Origin of the sequence: Methylotenera versatilis 301, from assembly GCF_000093025.1 — a bacterium.
GTDB classification, from domain to species: domain Bacteria; phylum Pseudomonadota; class Gammaproteobacteria; order Burkholderiales; family Methylophilaceae; genus Methylotenera; species Methylotenera versatilis.
Genome location: NC_014207.1, coordinates 62,697 through 83,808 on the forward strand (window position 1 = coordinate 62,697; position 21,112 = coordinate 83,808).

The following is a 21,112-nucleotide window of genomic DNA, read 5'->3' on the forward strand; positions in this document are numbered from 1 at the left end:
AAAAGTGTGACTTCCGTCGCGCTTGCATGAATCATTAAAGGAAAACAACTGTGTGGCTTCGTACTCGATGTGATATTACTTTTGACGTGGCCATTGCAACCCCGTTTATTCTTATGCTTCGGCCGCGCAGTGGCATCAATCAATGGATTGCGCGCGAATCTTATACGCTTAACCCTAGTGTGCCAGTGGTTGAGTATACAGATAATTACGGCAATCTTTGCCAGCGGCTGATCGCACCGCCAGGTGAATTTTCTATTCGTACATCCGCTGATATTATGACAGCAGACAACATCGATGTTTGCGCAGGTGCACCTTTTGATGAGGTACAAAATTTACCTGATGATGTGCTTACCTATTTGCTGCCTACGCGCTATTGCGAATCGGATCGATTTATCGACCTCGGTCAGGAACTCGTGGCTGGCGTGACACCTGGTTATGATCAAGTCGCGACCATTGTGGCTTGGATACGTGACAATATTCAATTTAATTCAGACTCCATTCACTTTCAGTTATCTGCGGTAGAGGTTAACCAGCAGCGCGAGGGTGTATGCCGTGAGTTGGCGCATTTGGGCATCGCACTATGTCGAGGGTTGTGTATTCCTGCGCGCATGGTGGTGGGTTATCTACACGGACTACAGCCTATGGATTTTCATGCATGGTTTGAGGCTTACGTGGGCGGGCGATGGTATACCTTTGATCCGACACAACCGCATCCTATAGGTGGCCGTGTCACCGTGGCTTATGGACGCGATGCTGCTGATGTTGCGATATTTAATCAATTTGGCCCCGCTTTATATCCACAAGCCATGTCGGTGAGTGTTGAGATGTTAGATGCGGCACCAAACTAAACGTTATTCAATTCAAAAGCCATGCAAAGATTACGCATCAAACATCTGACTGAATACACATTCCCAGCTCAGGTAATGTTGAATCAGCATAAGTTGTTATTGCGCCCAAGAGAGGGGCATGATGTACGCATTGAGTCATCAAAGTTAGAAATCACGCCCGCTTACAATATTAAATGGCAACGTGATGTGTTTGATAACTCGCTGGCCATCGTCAATTTTCTGGAGCAGTCCAATAAGCTCACTATTGCTAGTGAGGTTGTTATTCAACATTACGAACAAGCGCCTTTTGACTTTATGTTAGAAAGCTACGCCGCTCAATATCCATTTACCTACGCATTAGACGAGCAAGCGGATTTGGCTATTTTTCAACAAGCCAGTTTTTATAATGACCAAGCTGTTGTCAATACTTGGCTGCAACAACAAAACCTATTCGGCATGCAAAACTTTAGCTTGCTGATGCATTTAAATCAGAATATTAGCCAAAATTTCCGCTACCAAATGCGAGAAGAGGCGGGGGTGCAATCACCTTCGCAAACACTGTCGCAGCGCAGCGGATCTTGTCGAGATTACGCGACGCTTTTCATTGAGGCTTGTCGTTGTTTAGGGTTAGCGAGCCGCTTTGTCAGTGGTTATTTACATGCGCCAGCCACAGAGGCTGGCAATGCAACGACTCATGCATGGGCTGAAGTCTATTTGCCAGGCACTGGCTGGAAAGGATTTGACCCGACTTCAGGCGAGCTCACAGGTAATCGCCATATTGCTGTCGCTGTTGCGCGCAACCCAGAATCGGTTCCACCAATTTCTGGCAGCTTTACTGGGCTGGGCTTGATGGCGACTACGATGATTGTGAATGTGCAGGTGAATTTGTTGCCATAGCTGAACAAGCTAACTATTGAGCTGGCATTGCCAGCTGGTTAGCTACTTAAAATTCAACCATTTCAAATTCTGCTTTAGAAACACCGCATTCAGGGCATGTCCACTCAGCAGGTACGTCTTCCCATGCCGTGCCAGGTGCAATACCATCTTCAGGCCAGCCTTTTTCTTCTTCATATACTAAACCGCATACTACACATTGCCACATTCTCATGATTTTTCCATTAATTAAGCTCAAAAGCTTTCAAATTAAAAGCTTACTATTTTGTCGTGTGCTAGCTTAAAGCCTTACAAGAAACATTTCAAATAAAACTGTTAATGGTCTTTTTAAATTTTTGTATATTTGAAGTTTGAAGAAGATTTTAGTTAAATGTTAATCGTGTTGATTTATAGCTTGCGGCTAAAACATGGAGTTTGCAACTATTTACAGCAATTAATTATAACCAAATTTAAGGAGACAAATACTAAAAGCTCTGCAGGGCTGTGGCTTTTTCGTTTACGTTTCGGCAATGAAGTACTGATTGTTTTCTATGGTTAAGGGAAAATAACATGATCCGTAGGCCAAGTGCCTCTGTAGGTAGCCTCAGGATGTTTTTTTGACACTAACTCTCGAATTTCATTAACTCGGTGAAAGGGTACAAGTGTCATCATCAATACTTTGCCATTGGCGATAGACTCTTCAAATGGTTTGAGCTGGGCATTAGGAATCGTAGTGGCAACTACAGCTGTCCAAAATCCACCACCTAGAAACCCTATCAAAGTGCAGATCAGCAGTGTGGTGGTAATGGATACTGGTTTTGTATACCACCAAGTGGGTATTGAGATGGCTATCAAGCCTAGAAAAAATCCCAGCAGGGCACCCAAACCCATGCCTATTTCCCAGCCATCGATGAGATCGGTGCGTTCGGAAATAGTCGCATCTGGCAAATCACCCATCGGCGTACCGGGTCTGGCAAGAAAGTGGATGCGGTCGCCATTAAGACGAGCTAGCAGCAAATCGTTCATCATTGCATGTGCACTCGCAGTGTCCGGTAGTATAAAATATAATCTGCGGTTCACTTTACTCTCCTTTAGACCTGTAAGTAAAAACGAGTTCGTATGTTTTTTTTGAGGCTGATATTAAGATAATTTAATATCAGTGCTGCTGTGATAAAAACTGTATGACATCAGCACATTTTTGCGGGTCTTTTAGCCCCGGAAAAGCCATTTTCACCCCTGGCAGCAATCCCTGGGGGTTTGTAATATAAGTAGAGATTCTATCTTCTGTCCATATTATGTCATTCTTACGCATAGCATCTGAATAGTTAAAGTCGCTAATGCTGGCAGGCTTTCTTCCCACGACATTCCAAAGTGAGGGACCAATTTTATTTTTGCCCTCTGTAATACTGTGGCAGTCTGAACAGTACGTGTTAAATACACGCATACCATTTGCGGCATCACCAGCATAGGCTGTCTGGACATTAATGATGGCTTCGACAACCTGAAAGCTTAAAAATAGTAACGTATAACTTTTCATTTTTACATGTCCATTTTTTAAATCGCAAACCAGGCAAATATAAATGTTGTGTTGTTGTCCTTTGCGTCTCGACCCAAGCCATCATAATCATTTTTAGCGCCATTAAATTTGGTATAACCCGTGTATTGAATGCCTAAACGCATATTAGCAAAAGGGGCTCCCCAAGAATTTTCTTTACCCCAAGGGGTCCAGTCGGCTTGAAGAATATAGCCGCGGCTATTTGGCGAGCCGTTGATGCTGCCAGAGTCTGCCTCACCGTTGTTATACAAAGTATCATCCTGATTTCCACGAATATCAAAAACCGCTGCAGTGACGCCATAAGTGTTTTTGTAGGTATAGCTGCCAGCTAAATCAAAACGTTTGAGCGTGCCATGTAAATGACTTGCACCACCTCCGTCGAAAGCATTATTTAAAGTCCTGCGTTCGTTGATATAGCTAGTGCTTATGGTAAAAATATGTTCCTTAGTGCCCATATATTGATAAGCCGCATCCACACCGATATCTCGATAGTTGTCCGTTGGACCACTCATAAATTCAGGCTGAAGCCTTGATGACATACCAAATAAACCTACACGGAAATTCTGTTCAGTCATATCGTTGAAGTAAGTTAAGCGCCAATATGGTGCAATACCATCAAGTCTGCCATCTTCACCAACATTCAATTTATTTCTGATGCTTCTTGATAGCGTTTTATATCCACCCAATTCAGCATAAAAATGATCGTCATAGAATCCGTAAGCACTGACGCCAATTACCTGCTGCTCTAATGCGCCATTAATGAACGGTGAAGCTTCTGGGCCAGGTGCTAGCTCAGAGGCCATATATGGAAATATCCATCCACTCAAGGTATTGAATGGGTCTTGAATTGTTGGATTGTTGTTAATTGATATACCGTAAGTTAAGTTCTTGCCTGAAATCGGTTTTGAATCCGCAAATCGAATATCCATATTGTCCATGCCAAATCTTTGATCAAAATCATTACCTGTCACTTGTATAAAGGTACCAATATGATCTGTCATTCTGCCTGCTAGAAATATGGATAACTCTTGCAGTGATAGGTTATCGTTTTTACCGAAATGTGGTTGAGCATCTTCCGTCAGGCTTTTATTGGTATGAGTAAAGCCCTCTACCAGCATGGCGGCTACAGGTATTTTGCCTTCTTTACCATCCGTCTCGGTATAACCACCTAGTTTAAAATGCATACCATGAGGAGTGAGCTGCGGACCAAAAGCACCCACATGACAAGCAGCACATTCTAGGCCTGTTTGCCTTGCAAAGCTTGGTACAGCATGTGTATAGGCGCTGAATGCAACCAAGTTGATAATAAAAAAAGTTTTTAATAATGGCGCTAATATTCGAAATTTCATCATATTCTCCAATTTTAATTTTTGGAACGCATTATCTTTAGAAAACAATATTTTTACATGCTATTCAAATGCCAATACAAAATTCTAGCAATACAGTTAACACCTTAGTTTTATGTGCGTGCTTCTTATATATTAATGCCGTCACTAGAGTTTAAAATATGATTTTGTAGCTAAAATAACTGCAAATTGCAGTCTTACTTAGTTGGAAATCTTGGCGCGCAGTGGAGCCATTTACTATATATCTGATGCCCTAAATTAAATGGATTTTTAACTCTTGATAATAAAAAATTTATATCTTGATAAAAAACTAGTAGACAACTGGTCTACTAGTTGACAAAGTGCTTACATGCATACTGAAAATAACAACCTTGATGTCCGCCAGCATACATTGGAAACTGCCTCAGAAGCGCAATCTGCACTTGCCAGCACCTTATCTCTGCAATCGATAAGTCTTGACGATTTCGATGCGGTATTTTATCCAGGCGGTCATGGACCATTATGGGATCTGGCTGAGGATAAAAGCTCAATCGACTTACTAGCCAGCGCATTAGCAAGCAATAAACCTGTAGCACTGGTGTGCCACGCGCCTGGTGTTTTAAGGCATGTAAAAAATCCAGATGGCACACCAGTAGTAAAGGGCAAGAAAGTGACTGGCTTCAAAAATTCGGAGGAAGCTGCTGTTGGATTATTAGAAATTGTACCGTTCCTAGTAGAAGACGAACTTATCAGTAGGGGCGGGCAGTATTCTAGCGCTTCTGATTGGGCATCTTATGTTGTCAAGGACGGTAATCTTATTACTGGGCAAAATCCTGCCTCTTCTGCAGAGGCGGCTAGACAGCTCTTACTTTTAATCAGTGAAAGTGTTCGACCATGAGTGCTTATGTCGTCATGATACGAGAGCGTACATTGGATCAGGAAGCAGTGAAGCATCGTCACAAGGGTGCTGAGTACCGTGTTTTAATCGTTGAAGGGGGGACTAACAATCTTTCGAATTTTTGTGTGGCACAGCGAGTATAAAATCATATTTATCTTGCTGCAGCCTACCCCCAATACTTTTCAGTGATTACAAATTCTTTCCTATTTTTTGAGCACTATATGCTTCACTCGAGATTAAAATCTAATGATGGATGTATTCAGCAACTTCAGTCAAATGGCCTTTGTCAGAAAAACGTACAATCACCGACTGCTTTTGTCTTAGCTGTATTAACTGGTTTTCTTGCAGTTTAAATAGTTTCGCTATTTCTCTTACAGAGACTGGTGTGTTATCAACACGCCTTGCTGAATCTTTAAACCGGAATCGTTCGATGTTTGCCCATCCAATAAGCGTGACACTGAGTATTACAACTATCGCCGAATATAAGCCTAGTTTACCAATTACTCCAGCATATCCATGTAGCTCAACAATTTGTAAGTGGAACAGCTTCACGCCTATCCACCAAGCTAGAAGCGTGATAAATGGTAACCATAAGTATATATATAGCCCCCAGAAAAAAAGTGTAATTGAGCTCCATCCAAATCGATGCGCGTGTGATTGTAGTTCTGGTTTTTCTATAATTAATGATTTACTCATGGATTAGTCCTATTCTGATGGATGCCACGGTCTGGACTGGTCCAGGTGGCGCGTTTATTACGATCTTTGATTAGTGCAGCTGGCAGGCCAACAATGGTAGTCGCTGCTGAGAGTAACCAGAACAGCATTGGATACCATATCATCCAGTAATAGTAACGACGGATTTTTGGCTCATAACGGCTATCGATAAATAGGCTTAATGCGAATTGCAATAAGCATGTCATCGCAAGTAGCACGCCGTTCCATTCCGGGATAATCGTCTTGATATAAAGAGATGAAGGTAAGTCAACAAACTTCCCCAGCCCCCATAACAAAAAGATGGCACACATCACGTATGCCCAAATAATACTGACGACTAACTCAGCATAGACAGGCCACATGCGACGTTTTTTAACATTTAAAAATATATTCTTGAATTTAAGTAAGACTTCCGCGCCACCCTGCGCCCAACGCACACGTTGCTTCCATAGCCCTTTAAGCGTTTCTGGCATGAGTATCCAACAAAGTGCATTGGGTTCGTATCGAACATCATAATAATTAGTCTGCATCTTCCAGCTGATATCAATATCTTCAGTCACCATGTTGGTGCTCCAGTAGCCCACTTCATGTAATGCAGATTTGCGGAATGCTGCCACTACGCCAGAAACAGTAAACACCCGACCATAAACGCGTTGCGCACGCTTAATGAGCCCAATCACTGATGAGAACTCACCCACTTGTAATTTACCAAGCATCGTGGAGCGATTACGGATTCTTGGGTTGCCTGTCACAGCACCCACTCTTGAACTGGAGATAAAATGCCGCACCATCCATGTAATACAGTTTGGATCAAGTACTGCATCGCCATCTATACAAACGAGGTACTCGCTGGATGACAACATCGCACCCATAGTTAACGCCATTGCTTTACCCTGATTGCTGGCTAATTGAACGGCTTTAACCTTGGCGTGCTTAGATGCAATGTCATTAATGATGTCCGCAGTGTTGTCGCTGCTGCCATCATTAATGGCAATAATGTCGTAGTGCGGATAGTTCAGCTGAAGTAATGCGCCTATAGTTTCGTAAGCGTTATCGCCTTCGTTAAAGCAGGGTACCAATACACTTACATGCGGGTACTCGGGCAGTACTGGGGGGGCGTTATATAGCGGCTCGTTTTGTTCTTTACTAAAATAAAAATAGAGTGCTCCGGCCATCCATAAGTAGGCCATAAACAAGGGATAATAGAAGGCAAAGCCTAATAACCAATCGAGTATATCTTGGTACCACATCTTAAGTTTTTTCCTTAAATTTCATGTCTGTGCAACGGCATTTATTTACTTTTTGGTAAATATGGAAAATTACGCGATGAAATGTAAGGGCGAATAACCTCCATTTCAGGTTGGTTGTGCAGAAAATCATCAGGGTAATAACCCATATGAATCGCACCAGCCTGACTAAGTGTTTGCATCTCCTGCTTTAGTATTTCAGACTTGATGGGGCGCTTTGATTTCCAGTCAGTTGCTTGCAGCTCAAAAACCGTTTTTTGTAATCCATTTTTAGTAAGCTTCGCTTGTGCGACTAATGACTTCAACCAAGTATCTGGATTTGCTACGTTTTCCATCAATGGCATCGCCATTACCGCGGTGTAATCATAATTTGCAATGAAATCTCGATAGTTTTGACTTAACCAGCGCTCACTGGCGGGGTTTAATAATGCTGGAGCGTATAAATTGCGCGCTGTTTTTAATTCTGGTTGATAGCGTTTCAGTTCTTTAGCTAAATCTGACGTGAACTCAATGAGATATTGACTTTTTAGTGCGGCTAACTTAGCCGCTTGCGTAGGGTTTTGGTTAATTTCTGTAATGTTAGCGCCTACAAGTTTGAAGCCTTTTTGATAATAAGCTCTTGCGTACTCGCTATCGTCTTCAGATTCTGAAAATACCGCATCATCATGAAAAAGTACGCCAGAGAACTTGGTATATGCACCAAGATCGCTGTAAATCTCTTTGATAATCTGCTTAGCTTCTGGTGAAAATGGCGTTAAGCGTTTATAAGAGGCTTTATCAGCCGATGGTTGCGCGGAAACCACTTGTAGCATTTGCTGCTTCTGTTTGTCTTTTAATTCGAAAGCCAGAACTGGCATCCATGCATATACTTTGACGTTAGCGCGTGTCATCAACTGCCATGCCACTCGACCAAAGAGATCTGCACGCATGTCGACATGGCGATTGGGGAAATAGACGGCTTCAGCCACTCCGTCACCATTAGTGTCTGAAAAAGCCTGTAAATAAACGGTGGTAGGAGCCAGTGACTTTACACGATCTAATAATAAGTCGAGATTCTTGCTCAATTGCTCAGGGTGATCATCGTAGACATAATCTAAATCGATATGCATGGCCCGCTGTTTATCTAAATTAGGCTCATGTCTTTCAATCTCAGCCAGGCGCATTTCTGATGGGTTGCCATCAATTAAAAAGCGCGCTACTTGTGTTAAGTTGTTGGCCTGTGCTTGTTCCGCTTCGCTTAAATTTAGTGTGATGGGCATGCCTGTTTCATTAGCAACTTTTGATGCAATTGCATTATTTGCACCATATGGCCACACCATAACTCTGGGCTGTTTGCCCGTAATGCGCTGGATTACCGCATTATTTTTAATGAAATCTTGCTTAATGCGAGTGCGATAGTTTTCGCGGGACTCATAAGTTTTAGTGGTTGAGTCATATTGCAAAGTCACTGCCGCAGCAATCATATTGCCTTGCGGGTTAGCTAAAATACCGTGATGCAAATCAAAGCTATGTGAGGCAAACTCTACTAAACCAGAATCAGCCATTTCTTTAATTTGTGCTGTTGATAGGAAGTGCTCACGTGGTACTAGATCATCACCGTACTTTACAGTTCCGCCAGTTTTCACTTCTAGCCAGCTACCGACTAGTGCAGCAACAGCAGGGTATTGATATAACTTAAGTAGTGGATAAGCCCGTGAATACAAGCTTTCATAACCGTCATCAAATGTCAGTAAAACCGGTTTGCTAGGTAAAGATTTTTTACCGGCTTTAGCATCCAACAAATCATTAATACTGATAGGATGATAACCATGCGCCTGAATCCAGGCAAAATGACGTGCCAGATTTTTAGTTGAAATGGTCGTGGACTCTTGCTCTAGGTCACCATCAACACTGTCTCTTACATCATGATAGCTAAATACCTCAAATGTTTGCGTGCCAGCAAAATTTGTCGTTGCGAGAGCGCTAGTGTTAGCCAGCAGTAATAATACGTAGAAGAATATTCTGATCATTTTAAAACAGTAGGTTTAACCTAGAAAAAAATTGGGTAGAGAGTTCATTTGTGCCGTCGTAGGGGTGGCGACTACGTGTTATTCCATAGTCGATTTCAAAACGATCATCCCATTTGAACTGTTGTTCATAGCTCATCATCCACGTTAAATCTGAGCCAAAGTTCTTTTGCCAATAATCACCTGCGCCCAATTGAAGACGATGGCTGAATGATCGATCATAGCGACGCCACAATATCCATTCATTATCAAGAACAGCGCTAGTATCTAAATCACGCTCTGGATTGAAGTAGATGGCATCATTTTTATCGTTGCGAGAGGCATCGACACGAAGATGTGTGGTCAATTTATAATGAGGTTGAGTGATTAATCTTTTATCAAATTGAAGGTTAAGCGCTTCTCGATGATTGCCATCACTAATATTCATGTAACTAAAGCCTGCAGATGCGCTCGTGAGATCGCTCCAGCGATATACAGCACTCGCACTTGCTAAATCACCACTTGCACCTGTTTTTAGTCCACGCAATGGCATTTGAGTTGAATTAGCATCTAATGCAGCGGCGAAAGACCAATAATCATTTAAACGATAATCGGCGGTGATTGCAGCAGTAATGCCGATATCAGACAAGCTAGCCTGACTGATTTCACCCGTTAAACGCCAATCTCTGTTGGTGTATTCCATACCAATACCAGGATAGACAACATTCCCAGAGCCTTCTGGAAACGTCGCATGATCATATTGCGTACTTACAAATGCACGATAGTTGTAATCAATAGGGCTTGAATATAAAACAGCGTTTAAACCTTGTGTACGACTGCCAAAAGTAGAACCAGAGGACTTGCTGCCAAACCCATCAACTGTTAACTGACGTTCGTTATGTAACATCCAACGGCGATCAAGCGCTTGTACAGAGGCATTCTCCGGATACTCTTTTACTAGCGGCTTGATTTCACTCTCTGCAACTTGCCAATCACGCAAATCAAGGTGAGTGTTAGCTAAATCAACTTTAGCTTGTAATAGATCTGGGTAATCTCCGCTAATTTCTGAAAAACGTTGTTCAGCCTGCTCTGGCCAACCACGCCAACGCCAGATTTCACCTAGAGCCATCCTGACATCATTGTTCATTGGCCCAATATTGTTCAATGCTTGAAAATGTTGTTCAGCCGTGTCTAAATCATTGCCATAGGCAAGCACATAGAATGCTTTACTGTCAGCATCCAACTTGTTGCTATCTTGTCTTATGATAGGATTCTTGGGTCTTTGCCTATAAGCAGAGGTGTTTTTTGACAGGTCATTGATGAGTGCAGTAGCTTCCTCAAACCTCTCTAAATCAACTAAGGTATAGAATTTAGAAAACTTAGTCTCATTATTATCAGGATCTTTTTGCATAGACACGCTGTAAACTTTGATGGCCTCTTCAGGCATCCGTTTATATAAATAAGCATCACCAACTGCATTTAATACATAAGCCGGCGGGTCAATTTGGGCATTAAGTAGCTCTTCATAAAGCGAGATGACCTCTTGCATGCGATAACGATCACGCAACGCCACTATTCGGTCAAATGCTAAGTTCTTGTTGATACCTGAGTTCAAATCCAGCTTATTCCAGTCGCATTTGCATGCTTCATCTAGCTTGACCAGTGCCTTGTCAGTATCTTCAAAACGCTCTGCTGGATTTTTAGGGCTGTAATGACCCCATGCAATATATTGCGCTGCGCTATCGTTATTGATTTTATCAATTTCACTTTTATCAATAGCATTCGGGTATTGCTCAGCTAATGCCAATGCTTGCGGTATTGCACCGGCCTCTCTTGTGGCCTGAATTAGTGCACGAGCCGCTTCCAAATCCTGATGATTTAATGCTAACAAACGCGTATTAGCATCAATCACGATGACTGGTTGCTTGGATTGCTGACCATAATAAGAAAGTGCTCGATAAACATCTGCATTATTAGAATATTGTTGGCGTAGCTTTGTTAATTCTGACTCGGCTTCTGTAAATTGCTTTGCATCGATGCGCGTGAGCACTTTGCCTAATAAGGGATCTAGTTTATTAGGGTCGCGCGCAATTAATTGCTCGTAATAAGCTATTGCAGTTGCAAACTGATTTGTATTTCGTGCTGCTTTTGCTAAAACACTCAGGCAGTAGCTAGGAATAGCTTTAGTATCCATATCCGCTGCAACAGCTAAGGCTTCTTGTTCTTTTTTAGCCCATGTAAGAATCACGATGTAATCAGCTTTAATGCCAACATCGTTGGGTGCTTCTTTCACCATCGTGGCAAAGGCCGGTATTGCAATTTCATATTTGCCATCACGCGCTATTTGCAATGCGGCATGACGGCGCTCACCCAAACTCGATTGCGAGGAGGGTGTTTCAGCAGCGGAGGCTGATTGATCTATGGTTGCCCCTAGCAGCACTAGGGCAGTGATTGGATGGATTATGTTTTTAAAATATTGCAAATCTTTACACCTTGCATCATCAAAAGCGTCTAATTTATTGAGTGATTCAGTACATTTGCACACCTAAATACCGCATATATTCGCGCCCATTCTTGATTTCGGGTTTTATGTCGGTATCGGCAGCTGTACTTTGTTCAAATAAATTAATGAATTTCATCGAAAATGTCAGTAATTTAGAATACGAGCGCAATATATATGAAATGCATATTTTGTGTATGTATACGCGCAAAGAAATTACACAACTTTACAGTTACGACTTTATCGTTGAAGTTGGAGGGTTGAAGTTATGATGGCGTGGGAGTATTGGTGTCGATATGCTTCTAGCTTTATTTAAGAATTCAAATAAAAGCTGATTAAATAAAAAATCCCGTACTTGATAACACAGTCAAGTACGGGATTTGACAAGCAACGTTGGGGTTGCTTAAGGCTATTAACTTACAAACCTAATGCTTTGGCAACGCCAGCGCCGTAGGCAGGGTCTGCCTTAGTGCAATTGGCAATATGCCGTTTTTGAATCTCAACTGAAGCGCCACCAACAGAGCGAGCTGTATTCTCAAATAACACTTGCTGTTCAGCAGGCGTCATTAAGCGGAACAAATTGCCAGGCTGTGAATAATAGTCATCATCTACGCGGTGATTCCAATGGTCCGCCATGCCTTCAATGGCTAATGGTGGTTCGCTGAAATCTGGCTGCTCTTGCCATTCGCCTTTGGTATTTGGCTCATAACCAATTGTTGCTCCTTGATTACCATCAATACGCATCGCACCATCGCGGTGATAACTGTGGAATGGACATTTAGGCGCATTCACAGGAATCTGGTGATGATTCACACCTAATCTGTAACGCTGAGCATCCCCGTATGAGAACAAACGTGCTTGCAACATTTTGTCTGGTGAAAAGCTGATGCCAGGTACGACTGCAGCAGGGTTAAACGCAGACTGCTCAACCTCTGCAAAGAAGTTCTGAGGATTACGGTTAAGTTCCATCACGCCCACTTCAATCAATGGGTAGTCTTTGTGCGGCCATACTTTGGTTAAATCAAATGGATTCATGTAGTAAGTCCCTGCATCTTTTTCAGGCATGATTTGTACTGCAAGTGTCCATTTTGGATAATCACCATTTTCAATACTCTCAAACAAATCGCGCTGATGGCTTTCACGGTCTTTACCCACAATCGCCTCTGCTTCGGCATCGGTTAAATTCTTAATACCTTGATGTGAAGTAAAATGGAATTTCACCCAGTAACGTTCATTTTTAGCATTAATAAAGCTAAATGTATGGCTGCCAAAGCCATGCATGTGGCGATAGCTTGCAGGTAAACCGCGGTCGCTCATCACAATAGTGACTTGGTGTAAGGCTTCTGGTAATGATGTCCAGAAATCCCAGTTGTTCTCGGCGCTGCGCATATTAGTGCGCGGGTCGCGCTTCACGGCATGGTTCAAGTCAGGAAACTTAAGTGGATCACGTAAGAAGAATACGGGTGTGTTATTACCTACTAAATCCCAGTTACCTTCTTCAGTATAAAATTTCACTGAAAAGCCACGAATATCACGTTCTGCATCGGCAGCGCCACGTTCACCAGCTACGGTGGTGAAGCGTGCAAACAACTCAGTTTTCTTACCCACTTGTGAGAATATTTTGGCACGTGTGTATTGGCTAATATCATTCGTCACCGTAAAAGTGCCATAGGCTCCGGACCCTTTAGCGTGCATACGGCGTTCTGGAATCACTTCGCGGTCAAAATGCGCAAGTTTTTCTAACAACCATACGTCTTGCAACAATACTGGTCCACGTGGGCCAGCAGTCATCGTGTTTTGGTTATCTGGCACTGGTGCGCCAGCAGCGGTAGTCAATTTCTTTTTAATGCTCACGAGATTTCTCCTTATCAATATTGGTTAATTGTTTGCTGCAAAGTTGGCGAGCAGTTCGATCAGGTCTTGTCTATTAGATTCAATCATTATTCTAAACATTCTTTAACTCCTTAATCCGTCATCAGTAACAATGTGTAGCCATTCTATAGCGCGTAAATTGATTTGTATAATTGTATGTTTCAATGTGATTGATAAATATAATTTATCAATGTATGATAGAAAAAATTGATGGTAGTGAGCATAAAATGAGTCTAACAGAATTAAAGTTTATTGTAGCCGTGGCGCAAGAGCGCAACTTTAGGCGTGCCGCTGAAAAGTGTTTTGTTTCACAGCCGGCACTTAGTCTAGCGATTAAAAAGCTTGAAGAAGAGCTCAATGTGATTATTTTTGAGCGTAGTAGAAGCGAAGTCAGTATGACTGAAATTGGCGAAAAAATAGTTGAACAGGCCTCAAAAGTATTAGAAGAAGCAGCCTATATCAAGCAATTAGCCGACCTAGGTAAAAATCAGCTAAAAGGTACGTTAAAGCTGGGTATGATTCATTCAGTAGGACCATATTTATTGCCAGAGATCATTCCGATATTACGTAGTAGCGCACCAGATATGCCTTTGGAAGTGGAGGAAAACTTAACGGCTAATTTAGAAGTGCAATTGCGTAATGGCGTCATTGATGCAGCTATTATTGCGCTGCCGTTTAATGTGCCTGGCTTACAATATCGTGCTTTATATGACGAAGAGTTCGATGTGGTTGTACCAAGCGACCATCATTGGGCAAAGCGTAAGCATATTAAGCCTGAAGAGTTGTCTGATGAAAAAGTACTGTTATTGAATAGTGGTCACTGTTTCAGTAACCAAGTCACACAGGCATGCCCAGAACTTTCACGTAAGGGGGAGATTCTGCAAGGCAACTCATTAGAAACCATCCGTAATATGGTCGCTTCAAACCTTGGTATTACCGTATTGCCTTGTTCTGCAACCGCAGAGCGCTACAATAATCCACTCATTAAAGTGATTCCATTTGCCAGCCCAGCCCCTACAAGACGTATCGCCATTGCGTGGCGTAAGAGCTTTATGCGATTGGAAGCGGTAGAAAAAATAGCTGAGGCGATTAAAGCCATTGATTCAAATTACATGTTGTTGATTAAGTAATTAGAAGTAGCCTAGGCACTTAGGTATACATTAACCTATAGCAGAAGCCCCAAATGACAATTGTTTACAATTAAGCAGTATTCAGTATAACTAATTGATTTTTAATTAAAAATCAACAATTTTCGACTAATCCTAGTCCAAAAACACAGCCATTCACCCAATCAGGCTATTGCCCGTGTTTTGTGAGTAATTAAAATCCCTCCTCGTCGAAAGGCAACAAGATTTAATTGGTCTGTAAGCGCTGCTTGTAAGCATGCTTGCGGGTTCACATTCACAATCAACGAGATCTAGGAATTTTATGAAAACTCAAATATTGAAAAGCGTTATTGCAACCAGTGTATTGACTGTATTAACGGTTATTAGCAGTTCTGCTTACGCGAATAATGTCACTGCTACAGTGACAGGTTTTGCATACGCCAATCCACAAACGGCAACCATCACATCTGCAACACCTGCAGTGAATAATTTAGCTGTTTACGCAGGCGGCTTCAGTGGTACTTACGCAGACTCCACTTCATTCATCGCTTATTGCGCTGATATTAGCCAAGAACTAGCACCTTGGAATAGTGCACAAACTTATACACAAGGTAATCTTGCAAGTGCCTTCTCAAGCACAAAGGCAGCTGATCTAACTACTCTCAGCAATAAATATTATTCATTAGTGAATAATGCTGAGACTTCTGCCGCATTTCAGATTGCTACTTGGGAAATCTTGTACGAGAACACGGTAAACCCATACCAAGTTAACAGCAATGGCTTCAAAGCCTTTGGCGGTACAGGGGTTAGTTTAGCGCAGACTTGGCTATCCGGTTTGCATGACTCATCGTTTGCTGTTACCGGTAATTACAGTATCGGCTTGCTGCAGTCTGGGAAGTATCAGGATGTGGTGACAGTTACGCCAGTTCCAGAACCAGAAACATACGCTATGATGCTAGCTGGTTTGGGCTTGATGGGCTTTGTAGCTAGACGTCGCAAGTCATAATCCACATGATTTCGCTGACAGATAAATAGGCATAGCTTAAAACTATGCATCTAATTTACTAATAAAAAAGCCTTCCGTTGGAAGGCTTTTTTACGATACTTAAAAACAATTATTTGTTCATTACGTACATTGTTACTTCGAAACCGAAACGCATTTCAGTAGCTGCTGGTGTTGTCCACATAATAACTCTCCTGTAAGTTAATTAATTAAGTCATACACAACCTATGACTCGCATAATACAGAGCAGTTGCAATTACCAGCTATGTAAAGCAACTAAATTAGACTAATGATTTTCATTAGTTCAGCGTTAGAATCAATATTAATAACTTACTGAAATTCGATAACCAGCTACAGGTTCATCCTGTGCAGTTAGTGCTAGTTTCACTTTGATTTCAGCGCCAGCTGGTAAGCCGCTTGCAACATCAGTATGCGCAGGTAGATATTCTTTGGGTGTGAATATGCGTCTTAACTTAGGTTTATCTTCAATATCGGTCAGTGTCAGTTCTATATTCGGGTAAGTTTGAATAAATCCAGCTTGGTTAATCAAGGTGCTGGAAAAATGGATTAAGCCTTCGTGATCGGCATCTTCCTGCATATCGGAATCATCAATGATAATAAATTCAATTTTCTTAGGTAGGCTGATGCTACAAGAGAGCTTCTCACAAGCTTGAGTAAGCAAAGGTTTTAGTTTTGGATAGTAAATAGTAATATCGCTGCGCCAAAAGTAAATACTTTGAACAACTGCGGCGATTAACAGAAGAACAGCAAACGAGCTTATTAGCCATTTGTATAAACGGGTTTTACGTTCGGTTTGTCGGTCAATTGTTTGAAAGTAGTTGGCTTGACTGTCTTTAAGCAAAGCTTTGCTGACAATCTCACTTGCTTCTTCACTTATTTGCGAGTTTTCGTGTTCTTCAGCGTGGCTAGCTTGAGCTTGATGCTCATCACTGACATTAGCTAAATCGGTGTCATCTAAAACTTCAGCATCAGCCGCGTTAACATCAACCAGCTCTTCTTTTGCATCAAAAACATGTAAGCAATGACCGCAACGCACTTTGCCATTGTGCTGATTAAGTTGTTCATCAGTCACAATAAACTGTGTTTGGCAATTTGGGCAATTGGTGACGTTGGTCATGATGTCGTCTACTTTTTAGTGCCTGTGAGTAACACCCAAGAATCCATAGTTTGTGGTGCCTGCATGTTAAACCATTCTGCGTAAATAGCGCTCACGTCAGAGGCTTGCTCTTTTAAAATACCTGAAAGTGAAATCTTACCACCAGTTTTGCAGGATTTTGCCAGTGCAGGCGCCAATACACTTAGTGCGCTTGAGAGTATATTAGCAACCACTATATCAAATTCACGTGATTGGTATTTACTTGCATGATAAAAGTCAGCGGCGACGTTATTTTGTTCGGCGTTGTAAACGCTAGATTGAATGGCTTGCGGGTCAATATCTGTACCAATGACTTCGGATGCGCCTAGTTTCTTAGCGGCAATTGCTAAAATACCCGAGCCGCAACCGTAGTCCAAAACAGAATCTTGCTGAGACACCGTTTCAGTTAGCCATTTCAAGCAAAGATGTGTAGTAGGGTGGCTGCCCGTGCCAAAAGCTAAGCCTGGGTCTAATACGATGTTAATCGCCTCTGAATTTGGCGCGCTATGCCACGTAGGCACAATCCACAAATTATCGGTAATTTTAATCGGCTCAAACTGAGATTGCGTCGCGCGAACCCAATCTTGCTCTTGTATGATTTCAGTAGAATATTGCAGATTGCTTAATTTGGTTTCACGTTCCAAATCAGCAATCACTTTTGTCACATCAACGCCTTCATAAAACAAAGCGCTGACTAGATTTTGTTGCCAAATACCAGGTGGCGGGTCACCCGGTTCACCGAATATTGGCTGTTCGTCTAAGGTGTCGGCGTTGGCATCTTCAATAATGGCAGAAAGCGCACCTTGCGCCATTAGCGTATCGCTAATTAAATCAGCCGTATTGTCTTGTGCTTCAATTTTTAACGATACCCACGCCATGCAAAACCCTATCTATTTCATGCTGGATTCAAACGAAGACAAATCTAAATATTACAGCTAGAGCCTGTAACGTAGTATTCGATCGAATCTGGAATGAAAAGCTTATTTATTGTAAATACCGAGCTTTTGTTCAAGGTAATGAATGCTAGTACCACCCAAATGGAAAGCTGCATCGGCCATTAGGTCTGCATGCAATGCCACATTGGTGCTAATGCCGCCTATCATCATCTCTGACAAGGCAATACGCATGCGAGCAATCGCTTGGTCGCGCGTGTCACCGTAAGTAATCAACTTACCTATCATAGAGTCATAATTTGGTGGCACAGTGTAGCCCGCGTAAGCATGCGTATCGATACGCACACCTGGTCCGCCTGGCATATGGAACGTAGTGATTTTGCCTGGAGATGGTATAAAGTTGTATGGGTCTTCAGCATTCAGGCGACACTCAATAGCATGGCCTTTGAGTACAACATCTTTTTGACGGAATTTTAGTTTTTCACCAGCCGCCACAAAAATCTGTTGTTGAACCAAATCAATGCCAGTGATCATTTCAGTCACAGTATGTTCAACCTGTAAGCGAGTATTCATCTCAATGAAGTAGAACTCATTGTTTTCATATAAGAATTCAAAAGTACCAGCACCACGATATTTAATTTTTCGACATGCTTCAGCACAACGCTCACCAATTTTGTCGCGTAATCTTGGGTTAAGTAAGGGTGCAGGTGCTTCTTCAAGAATTTTTTGGTGGCGACGTTGCATAGAGCAATCACGTTCGCCTAAAAACACCGCATTGCCATGTTGGTCAGCCAATACTTGAATTTCAATATGGCGCGGTTTTTCTAGATATTTCTCCATGTAAACCACAGGGTTACCAAAGGCAGCTTGCGCTTCGGCTTTTGTCATATTCACTGAGGCTATCAATGCGGCTTCTGTATGCACTACACGCATACCACGTCCGCCACCACCGCCAGCAGCTTTAATAATCACTGGATAGCCGACTTTTTTAGCGATTTTAATGATTTCAGCTGGATCATCTGGCAATGCACCGTCAGAACCTGGCACGCATGGTACGCCCGCTTTTTTCATTGCATCTTTAGCTGACACTTTATCGCCCATTAAGCGAATAGTTTCAGCGCGAGGGCCAATAAACACGAAGCCGCTTTGTTCTACACGTTCAGCAAAGTCAGCATTTTCTGATAAGAAGCCGTAACCTGGATGAATTGCTTGCGCATCGGTCACTTCAGCCGCACTAATTACAGCTGGAATATTTAAGTAACTTTGACCAGAAGGTGCAGGGCCAATACATACAGATTCATCTGCTAATTTTACATATTTAGCTTCTCGGTCTGCTTCAGAATGAACAGCAACCGTTCTGATACCAAGTTCGCGACACGCACGCTGAACGCGAAGGGCGATTTCGCCTCGGTTAGCAATTAAGATTTTGTCAAACATAGCCATGTTGTTAAATACCTTTTAAATTTTTATTAGCCAATAATAAATAGTGGCTCACCGTACTCAACAGCCAAGCCGTTTTCGACTAAGATTTTCTTAACAACACCAGCTTTATCTGATTCAATTTCATTCAATAGTTTCATGGCTTCAATGATACAAAGCGTGTCGCCCACAGCAACCGTATCACCCACTTCTACAAATGGTTTAGCATCTGGTGAAGACGAGCGATAGAACGAGCCTACCATAGGTGATTTAACGGCATGACCTTCTTCAACTGCTGGAACTTCAGCCACTGCAGCTTGTGGTGCTTGAGCTTGCGGCGCTACAGCGTATTGCGCAGGTGCGTAATTAGCATAATGCTGCTGTGCTGGTCCGCTAGATGTAAAATTACGGCTAATACGTACCGTTTCACCTTCTTCTGTCAGTTCAAGTTCAGCGATGCCTGATTCTTCAACAAGATCGATTAGTTTTTTAAGTTTGCGTAAGTCCATAATAACCTCTAAAAATCTAGGAAAATTTTAGTTAATAACAAGAATAAATTTAAGAATGATTGATGCGCCGAATTGCATAATCAAGCGCTAATGTATAGCCATGTGCGCCTAAGCCGCTGATGACACCAACTGCAATATCCGTAAAATACGAATGATGGCGGAATGCTTCACGTGCATATACATTCGATAAATGCACTTCAATAAATGGAACTTTCACAGCAGAAAGCGCATCGCGCATTGCTACTGATGTATGTGTAAATGCAGCAGGGTTAATAATCACAAAGTCCACTTTTGTAGTTGCAATGGATTGAATTTTAGTCACAAGATCGCCCTCAGTATTGCTTTGAAAGGTTTCTAAAGCTATACCTGCTTGTGTTGCAATATCCGTTAACGTTTGATTTATTGAACTTAGCGTGTCGCTGCCATAGTGCTCAGGTTCACGTAAACCCAATAAATTAAGGTTTGGACCGTGCAATACTAATATAGATTTAGCCGACATGTTCAACCAATTTTTTGAACGTTTTAGATTGTAAATTCGTGTAATTCATTATTGCAAGTTTGCCGAAGTTAGCAGGTTTTGTCCAGCTACTTTAGTGAACTTAAACGAAATTAGCTGGCATTCACAATTTAAGTGGTTGATATTACAAGCTTAAGTTTAGCAGTAAAATTGGGGTGTTATGGTGCCAATAAAGGACGTATTGCAGCCTCTAAAAGCGTTTTATTGATACGTCCGAAGTAGGTATCAACGACTACGCCTTGCTGATTAATGATGACGGTATAAGGTAATACGCCTTTATCGTTGCCTAAATCATTGCCTAGTACCATGCCGTCGTTCTCAGCCGCGAATAGTGGATAGCTTACTGGTGTGGCTACTGAGAACTCTTTCACTAGCGCTAGTTCATCTACAGCTAGACCTAGCACCACCACATTTTTATTTTTGTATTCTGTATATAATTCAGAGAGTTCAGGCATTTCTTCGCGGCATGGCGGGCACCAAGTCGCCCAAAAATTAAGTACGATGATTTTGCCTTTGTATTGGCTTAAATCTTGATTGATACCATCTGGATTAGGAAGTTTGCTAGCAAATAACGCTTGTGTAGAAAGCTTGCTGTAATCTGCAGCAGAGTTTTTTAATGCGGCATTGGGGCTTAGAACATAATAGTAAATCGTGAAACCAAGCGCCAGCATGATGGCTAAATAGCCAACATTGGAAAGTATTTTTTTTAACAT

21 protein-coding genes are annotated in these 21,112 nt (G+C 42.1%); 5 read left to right on the plus strand and 16 right to left on the minus strand.

Annotated features, from left to right (window positions below; genetic code table 11):
- Positions 1-50 precede the first annotated feature (50 nt).
- Complete coding sequence (locus M301_RS00195) at positions 51-848, plus strand: transglutaminase domain-containing protein (RefSeq protein ID WP_013146744.1); 798 nt, start codon at positions 51-53, stop codon at positions 846-848.
- 21 nt (positions 849-869) lie between these two features.
- Positions 870-1,724, plus strand: a complete 855-nt coding sequence (locus M301_RS00200) for a transglutaminase family protein (protein WP_013146745.1) — start codon at positions 870-872, stop codon at positions 1,722-1,724.
- A gap of 46 nt (positions 1,725-1,770) precedes the next feature.
- Here the strand turns inward: M301_RS00200 and M301_RS00205 are convergent, their stop codons facing one another.
- The 4 genes from M301_RS00205 to M301_RS00220 form a co-directional block, all read right to left on the minus strand.
- A complete protein-coding gene (locus tag M301_RS00205) occupies positions 1,771-1,935 on the minus strand; it encodes a rubredoxin (protein WP_013146746.1) in 165 nt (54 codons plus the stop codon).
- 320 nt (positions 1,936-2,255) lie between these two features.
- On the minus strand, positions 2,256-2,780 hold the full coding sequence (locus tag M301_RS00210) for a hypothetical protein (RefSeq protein WP_013146747.1): 525 nt from the start codon (positions 2,778-2,780) through the stop codon (positions 2,256-2,258).
- Positions 2,781-2,856: 76 nt separating this feature from the next.
- On the minus strand, positions 2,857-3,237 hold the full coding sequence (locus M301_RS00215) for a c-type cytochrome (RefSeq protein WP_013146748.1): 381 nt from the start codon (positions 3,235-3,237) through the stop codon (positions 2,857-2,859).
- Positions 3,238-3,254: 17 nt separating this feature from the next.
- Positions 3,255-4,607, minus strand: coding sequence for a cytochrome C (locus tag M301_RS00220; RefSeq protein WP_148218559.1), 1,353 nt, complete (start codon positions 4,605-4,607; stop codon positions 3,255-3,257).
- A gap of 343 nt (positions 4,608-4,950) precedes the next feature.
- On the opposite strand from M301_RS00220, the gene M301_RS00225 reads away from it, so the two are divergent.
- The gene (locus M301_RS00225; protein ID WP_013146750.1) at positions 4,951-5,478 is read left to right on the plus strand and encodes a type 1 glutamine amidotransferase domain-containing protein; all 528 of its coding nucleotides are present in this window, start codon (positions 4,951-4,953) and stop codon (positions 5,476-5,478) included.
- A 243-nt stretch (positions 5,479-5,721) separates the two neighbouring features.
- Here M301_RS00225 and pgaD read toward each other — a convergent pair whose 3' ends face one another.
- The 5 genes from pgaD to M301_RS00250 all read right to left on the minus strand — a co-directional run bounded on the left by pgaD (position 5,722) and on the right by M301_RS00250 (position 13,778).
- Positions 5,722-6,174, minus strand: a complete 453-nt coding sequence (pgaD, locus tag M301_RS00230) for a poly-beta-1,6-N-acetyl-D-glucosamine biosynthesis protein PgaD (RefSeq protein ID WP_013146752.1) — start codon at positions 6,172-6,174, stop codon at positions 5,722-5,724.
- Positions 6,171-7,442: a poly-beta-1,6-N-acetyl-D-glucosamine synthase gene (gene pgaC / locus M301_RS00235; protein WP_013146753.1), complete on the minus strand. Its 1,272-nt coding sequence runs from the start codon at positions 7,440-7,442 to the stop codon at positions 6,171-6,173. Before pgaC ends, pgaD begins: the two co-directional genes overlap by 4 nt.
- 41 nt (positions 7,443-7,483) lie before the next feature.
- The gene (pgaB, locus tag M301_RS00240) at positions 7,484-9,448 is read right to left on the minus strand and encodes a poly-beta-1,6-N-acetyl-D-glucosamine N-deacetylase PgaB (RefSeq protein WP_013146754.1); all 1,965 of its coding nucleotides are present in this window, start codon (positions 9,446-9,448) and stop codon (positions 7,484-7,486) included.
- 1 nt (position 9,449) lies between these two features.
- Complete coding sequence (gene pgaA / locus M301_RS00245) at positions 9,450-11,906, minus strand: poly-beta-1,6 N-acetyl-D-glucosamine export porin PgaA (RefSeq protein ID WP_013146755.1); 2,457 nt, start codon at positions 11,904-11,906, stop codon at positions 9,450-9,452.
- 435 nt (positions 11,907-12,341) lie between these two features.
- The gene (locus M301_RS00250; RefSeq protein WP_013146757.1) at positions 12,342-13,778 is read right to left on the minus strand and encodes a catalase; all 1,437 of its coding nucleotides are present in this window, start codon (positions 13,776-13,778) and stop codon (positions 12,342-12,344) included.
- 245 nt (positions 13,779-14,023) lie between these two features.
- Here M301_RS00250 and M301_RS00255 point away from each other — a divergent pair, with 245 nt between their 5' ends.
- Together M301_RS00255 and M301_RS14655 are read left to right on the plus strand one after the other, a co-directional pair.
- Entirely contained in the window at positions 14,024-14,926 is a 903-nt protein-coding gene (locus tag M301_RS00255) for a hydrogen peroxide-inducible genes activator (RefSeq protein ID WP_013146758.1), read from the plus strand.
- Between the two features lie 298 nt (positions 14,927-15,224).
- Positions 15,225-15,908: an FxDxF family PEP-CTERM protein gene (locus M301_RS14655; protein ID WP_013146759.1), complete on the plus strand. Its 684-nt coding sequence runs from the start codon at positions 15,225-15,227 to the stop codon at positions 15,906-15,908.
- Positions 15,909-16,017: 109 nt separating this feature from the next.
- Here the strand turns inward: M301_RS14655 and pqqA are convergent, their stop codons facing one another.
- The 7 genes from pqqA to M301_RS00290 all read right to left on the minus strand — a co-directional run bounded on the left by pqqA (position 16,018) and on the right by M301_RS00290 (position 21,112).
- Positions 16,018-16,089: a pyrroloquinoline quinone precursor peptide PqqA gene (gene pqqA, locus M301_RS14750; protein WP_012777389.1), complete on the minus strand. Its 72-nt coding sequence runs from the start codon at positions 16,087-16,089 to the stop codon at positions 16,018-16,020.
- Between the two features lie 138 nt (positions 16,090-16,227).
- The gene (locus M301_RS00265; RefSeq protein ID WP_013146760.1) at positions 16,228-17,043 is read right to left on the minus strand and encodes a DUF3426 domain-containing protein; all 816 of its coding nucleotides are present in this window, start codon (positions 17,041-17,043) and stop codon (positions 16,228-16,230) included.
- Between the two features lie 8 nt (positions 17,044-17,051).
- Positions 17,052-17,939, minus strand: a complete 888-nt coding sequence (gene prmA, locus M301_RS00270; protein WP_013146761.1) for a 50S ribosomal protein L11 methyltransferase — start codon at positions 17,937-17,939, stop codon at positions 17,052-17,054.
- A gap of 102 nt (positions 17,940-18,041) precedes the next feature.
- Positions 18,042-19,391: an acetyl-CoA carboxylase biotin carboxylase subunit gene (accC, locus tag M301_RS00275; RefSeq protein ID WP_041359562.1), complete on the minus strand. Its 1,350-nt coding sequence runs from the start codon at positions 19,389-19,391 to the stop codon at positions 18,042-18,044.
- Positions 19,392-19,423: 32 nt separating this feature from the next.
- A complete protein-coding gene (accB, locus tag M301_RS00280; RefSeq protein ID WP_013146763.1) occupies positions 19,424-19,882 on the minus strand; it encodes an acetyl-CoA carboxylase biotin carboxyl carrier protein in 459 nt (152 codons plus the stop codon).
- Positions 19,883-19,931: 49 nt separating this feature from the next.
- On the minus strand, positions 19,932-20,381 hold the full coding sequence (aroQ, locus tag M301_RS00285; RefSeq protein ID WP_013146764.1) for a type II 3-dehydroquinate dehydratase: 450 nt from the start codon (positions 20,379-20,381) through the stop codon (positions 19,932-19,934).
- Positions 20,382-20,557: 176 nt separating this feature from the next.
- Entirely contained in the window at positions 20,558-21,112 is a 555-nt protein-coding gene (locus M301_RS00290) for a TlpA family protein disulfide reductase (RefSeq protein ID WP_013146765.1), read from the minus strand.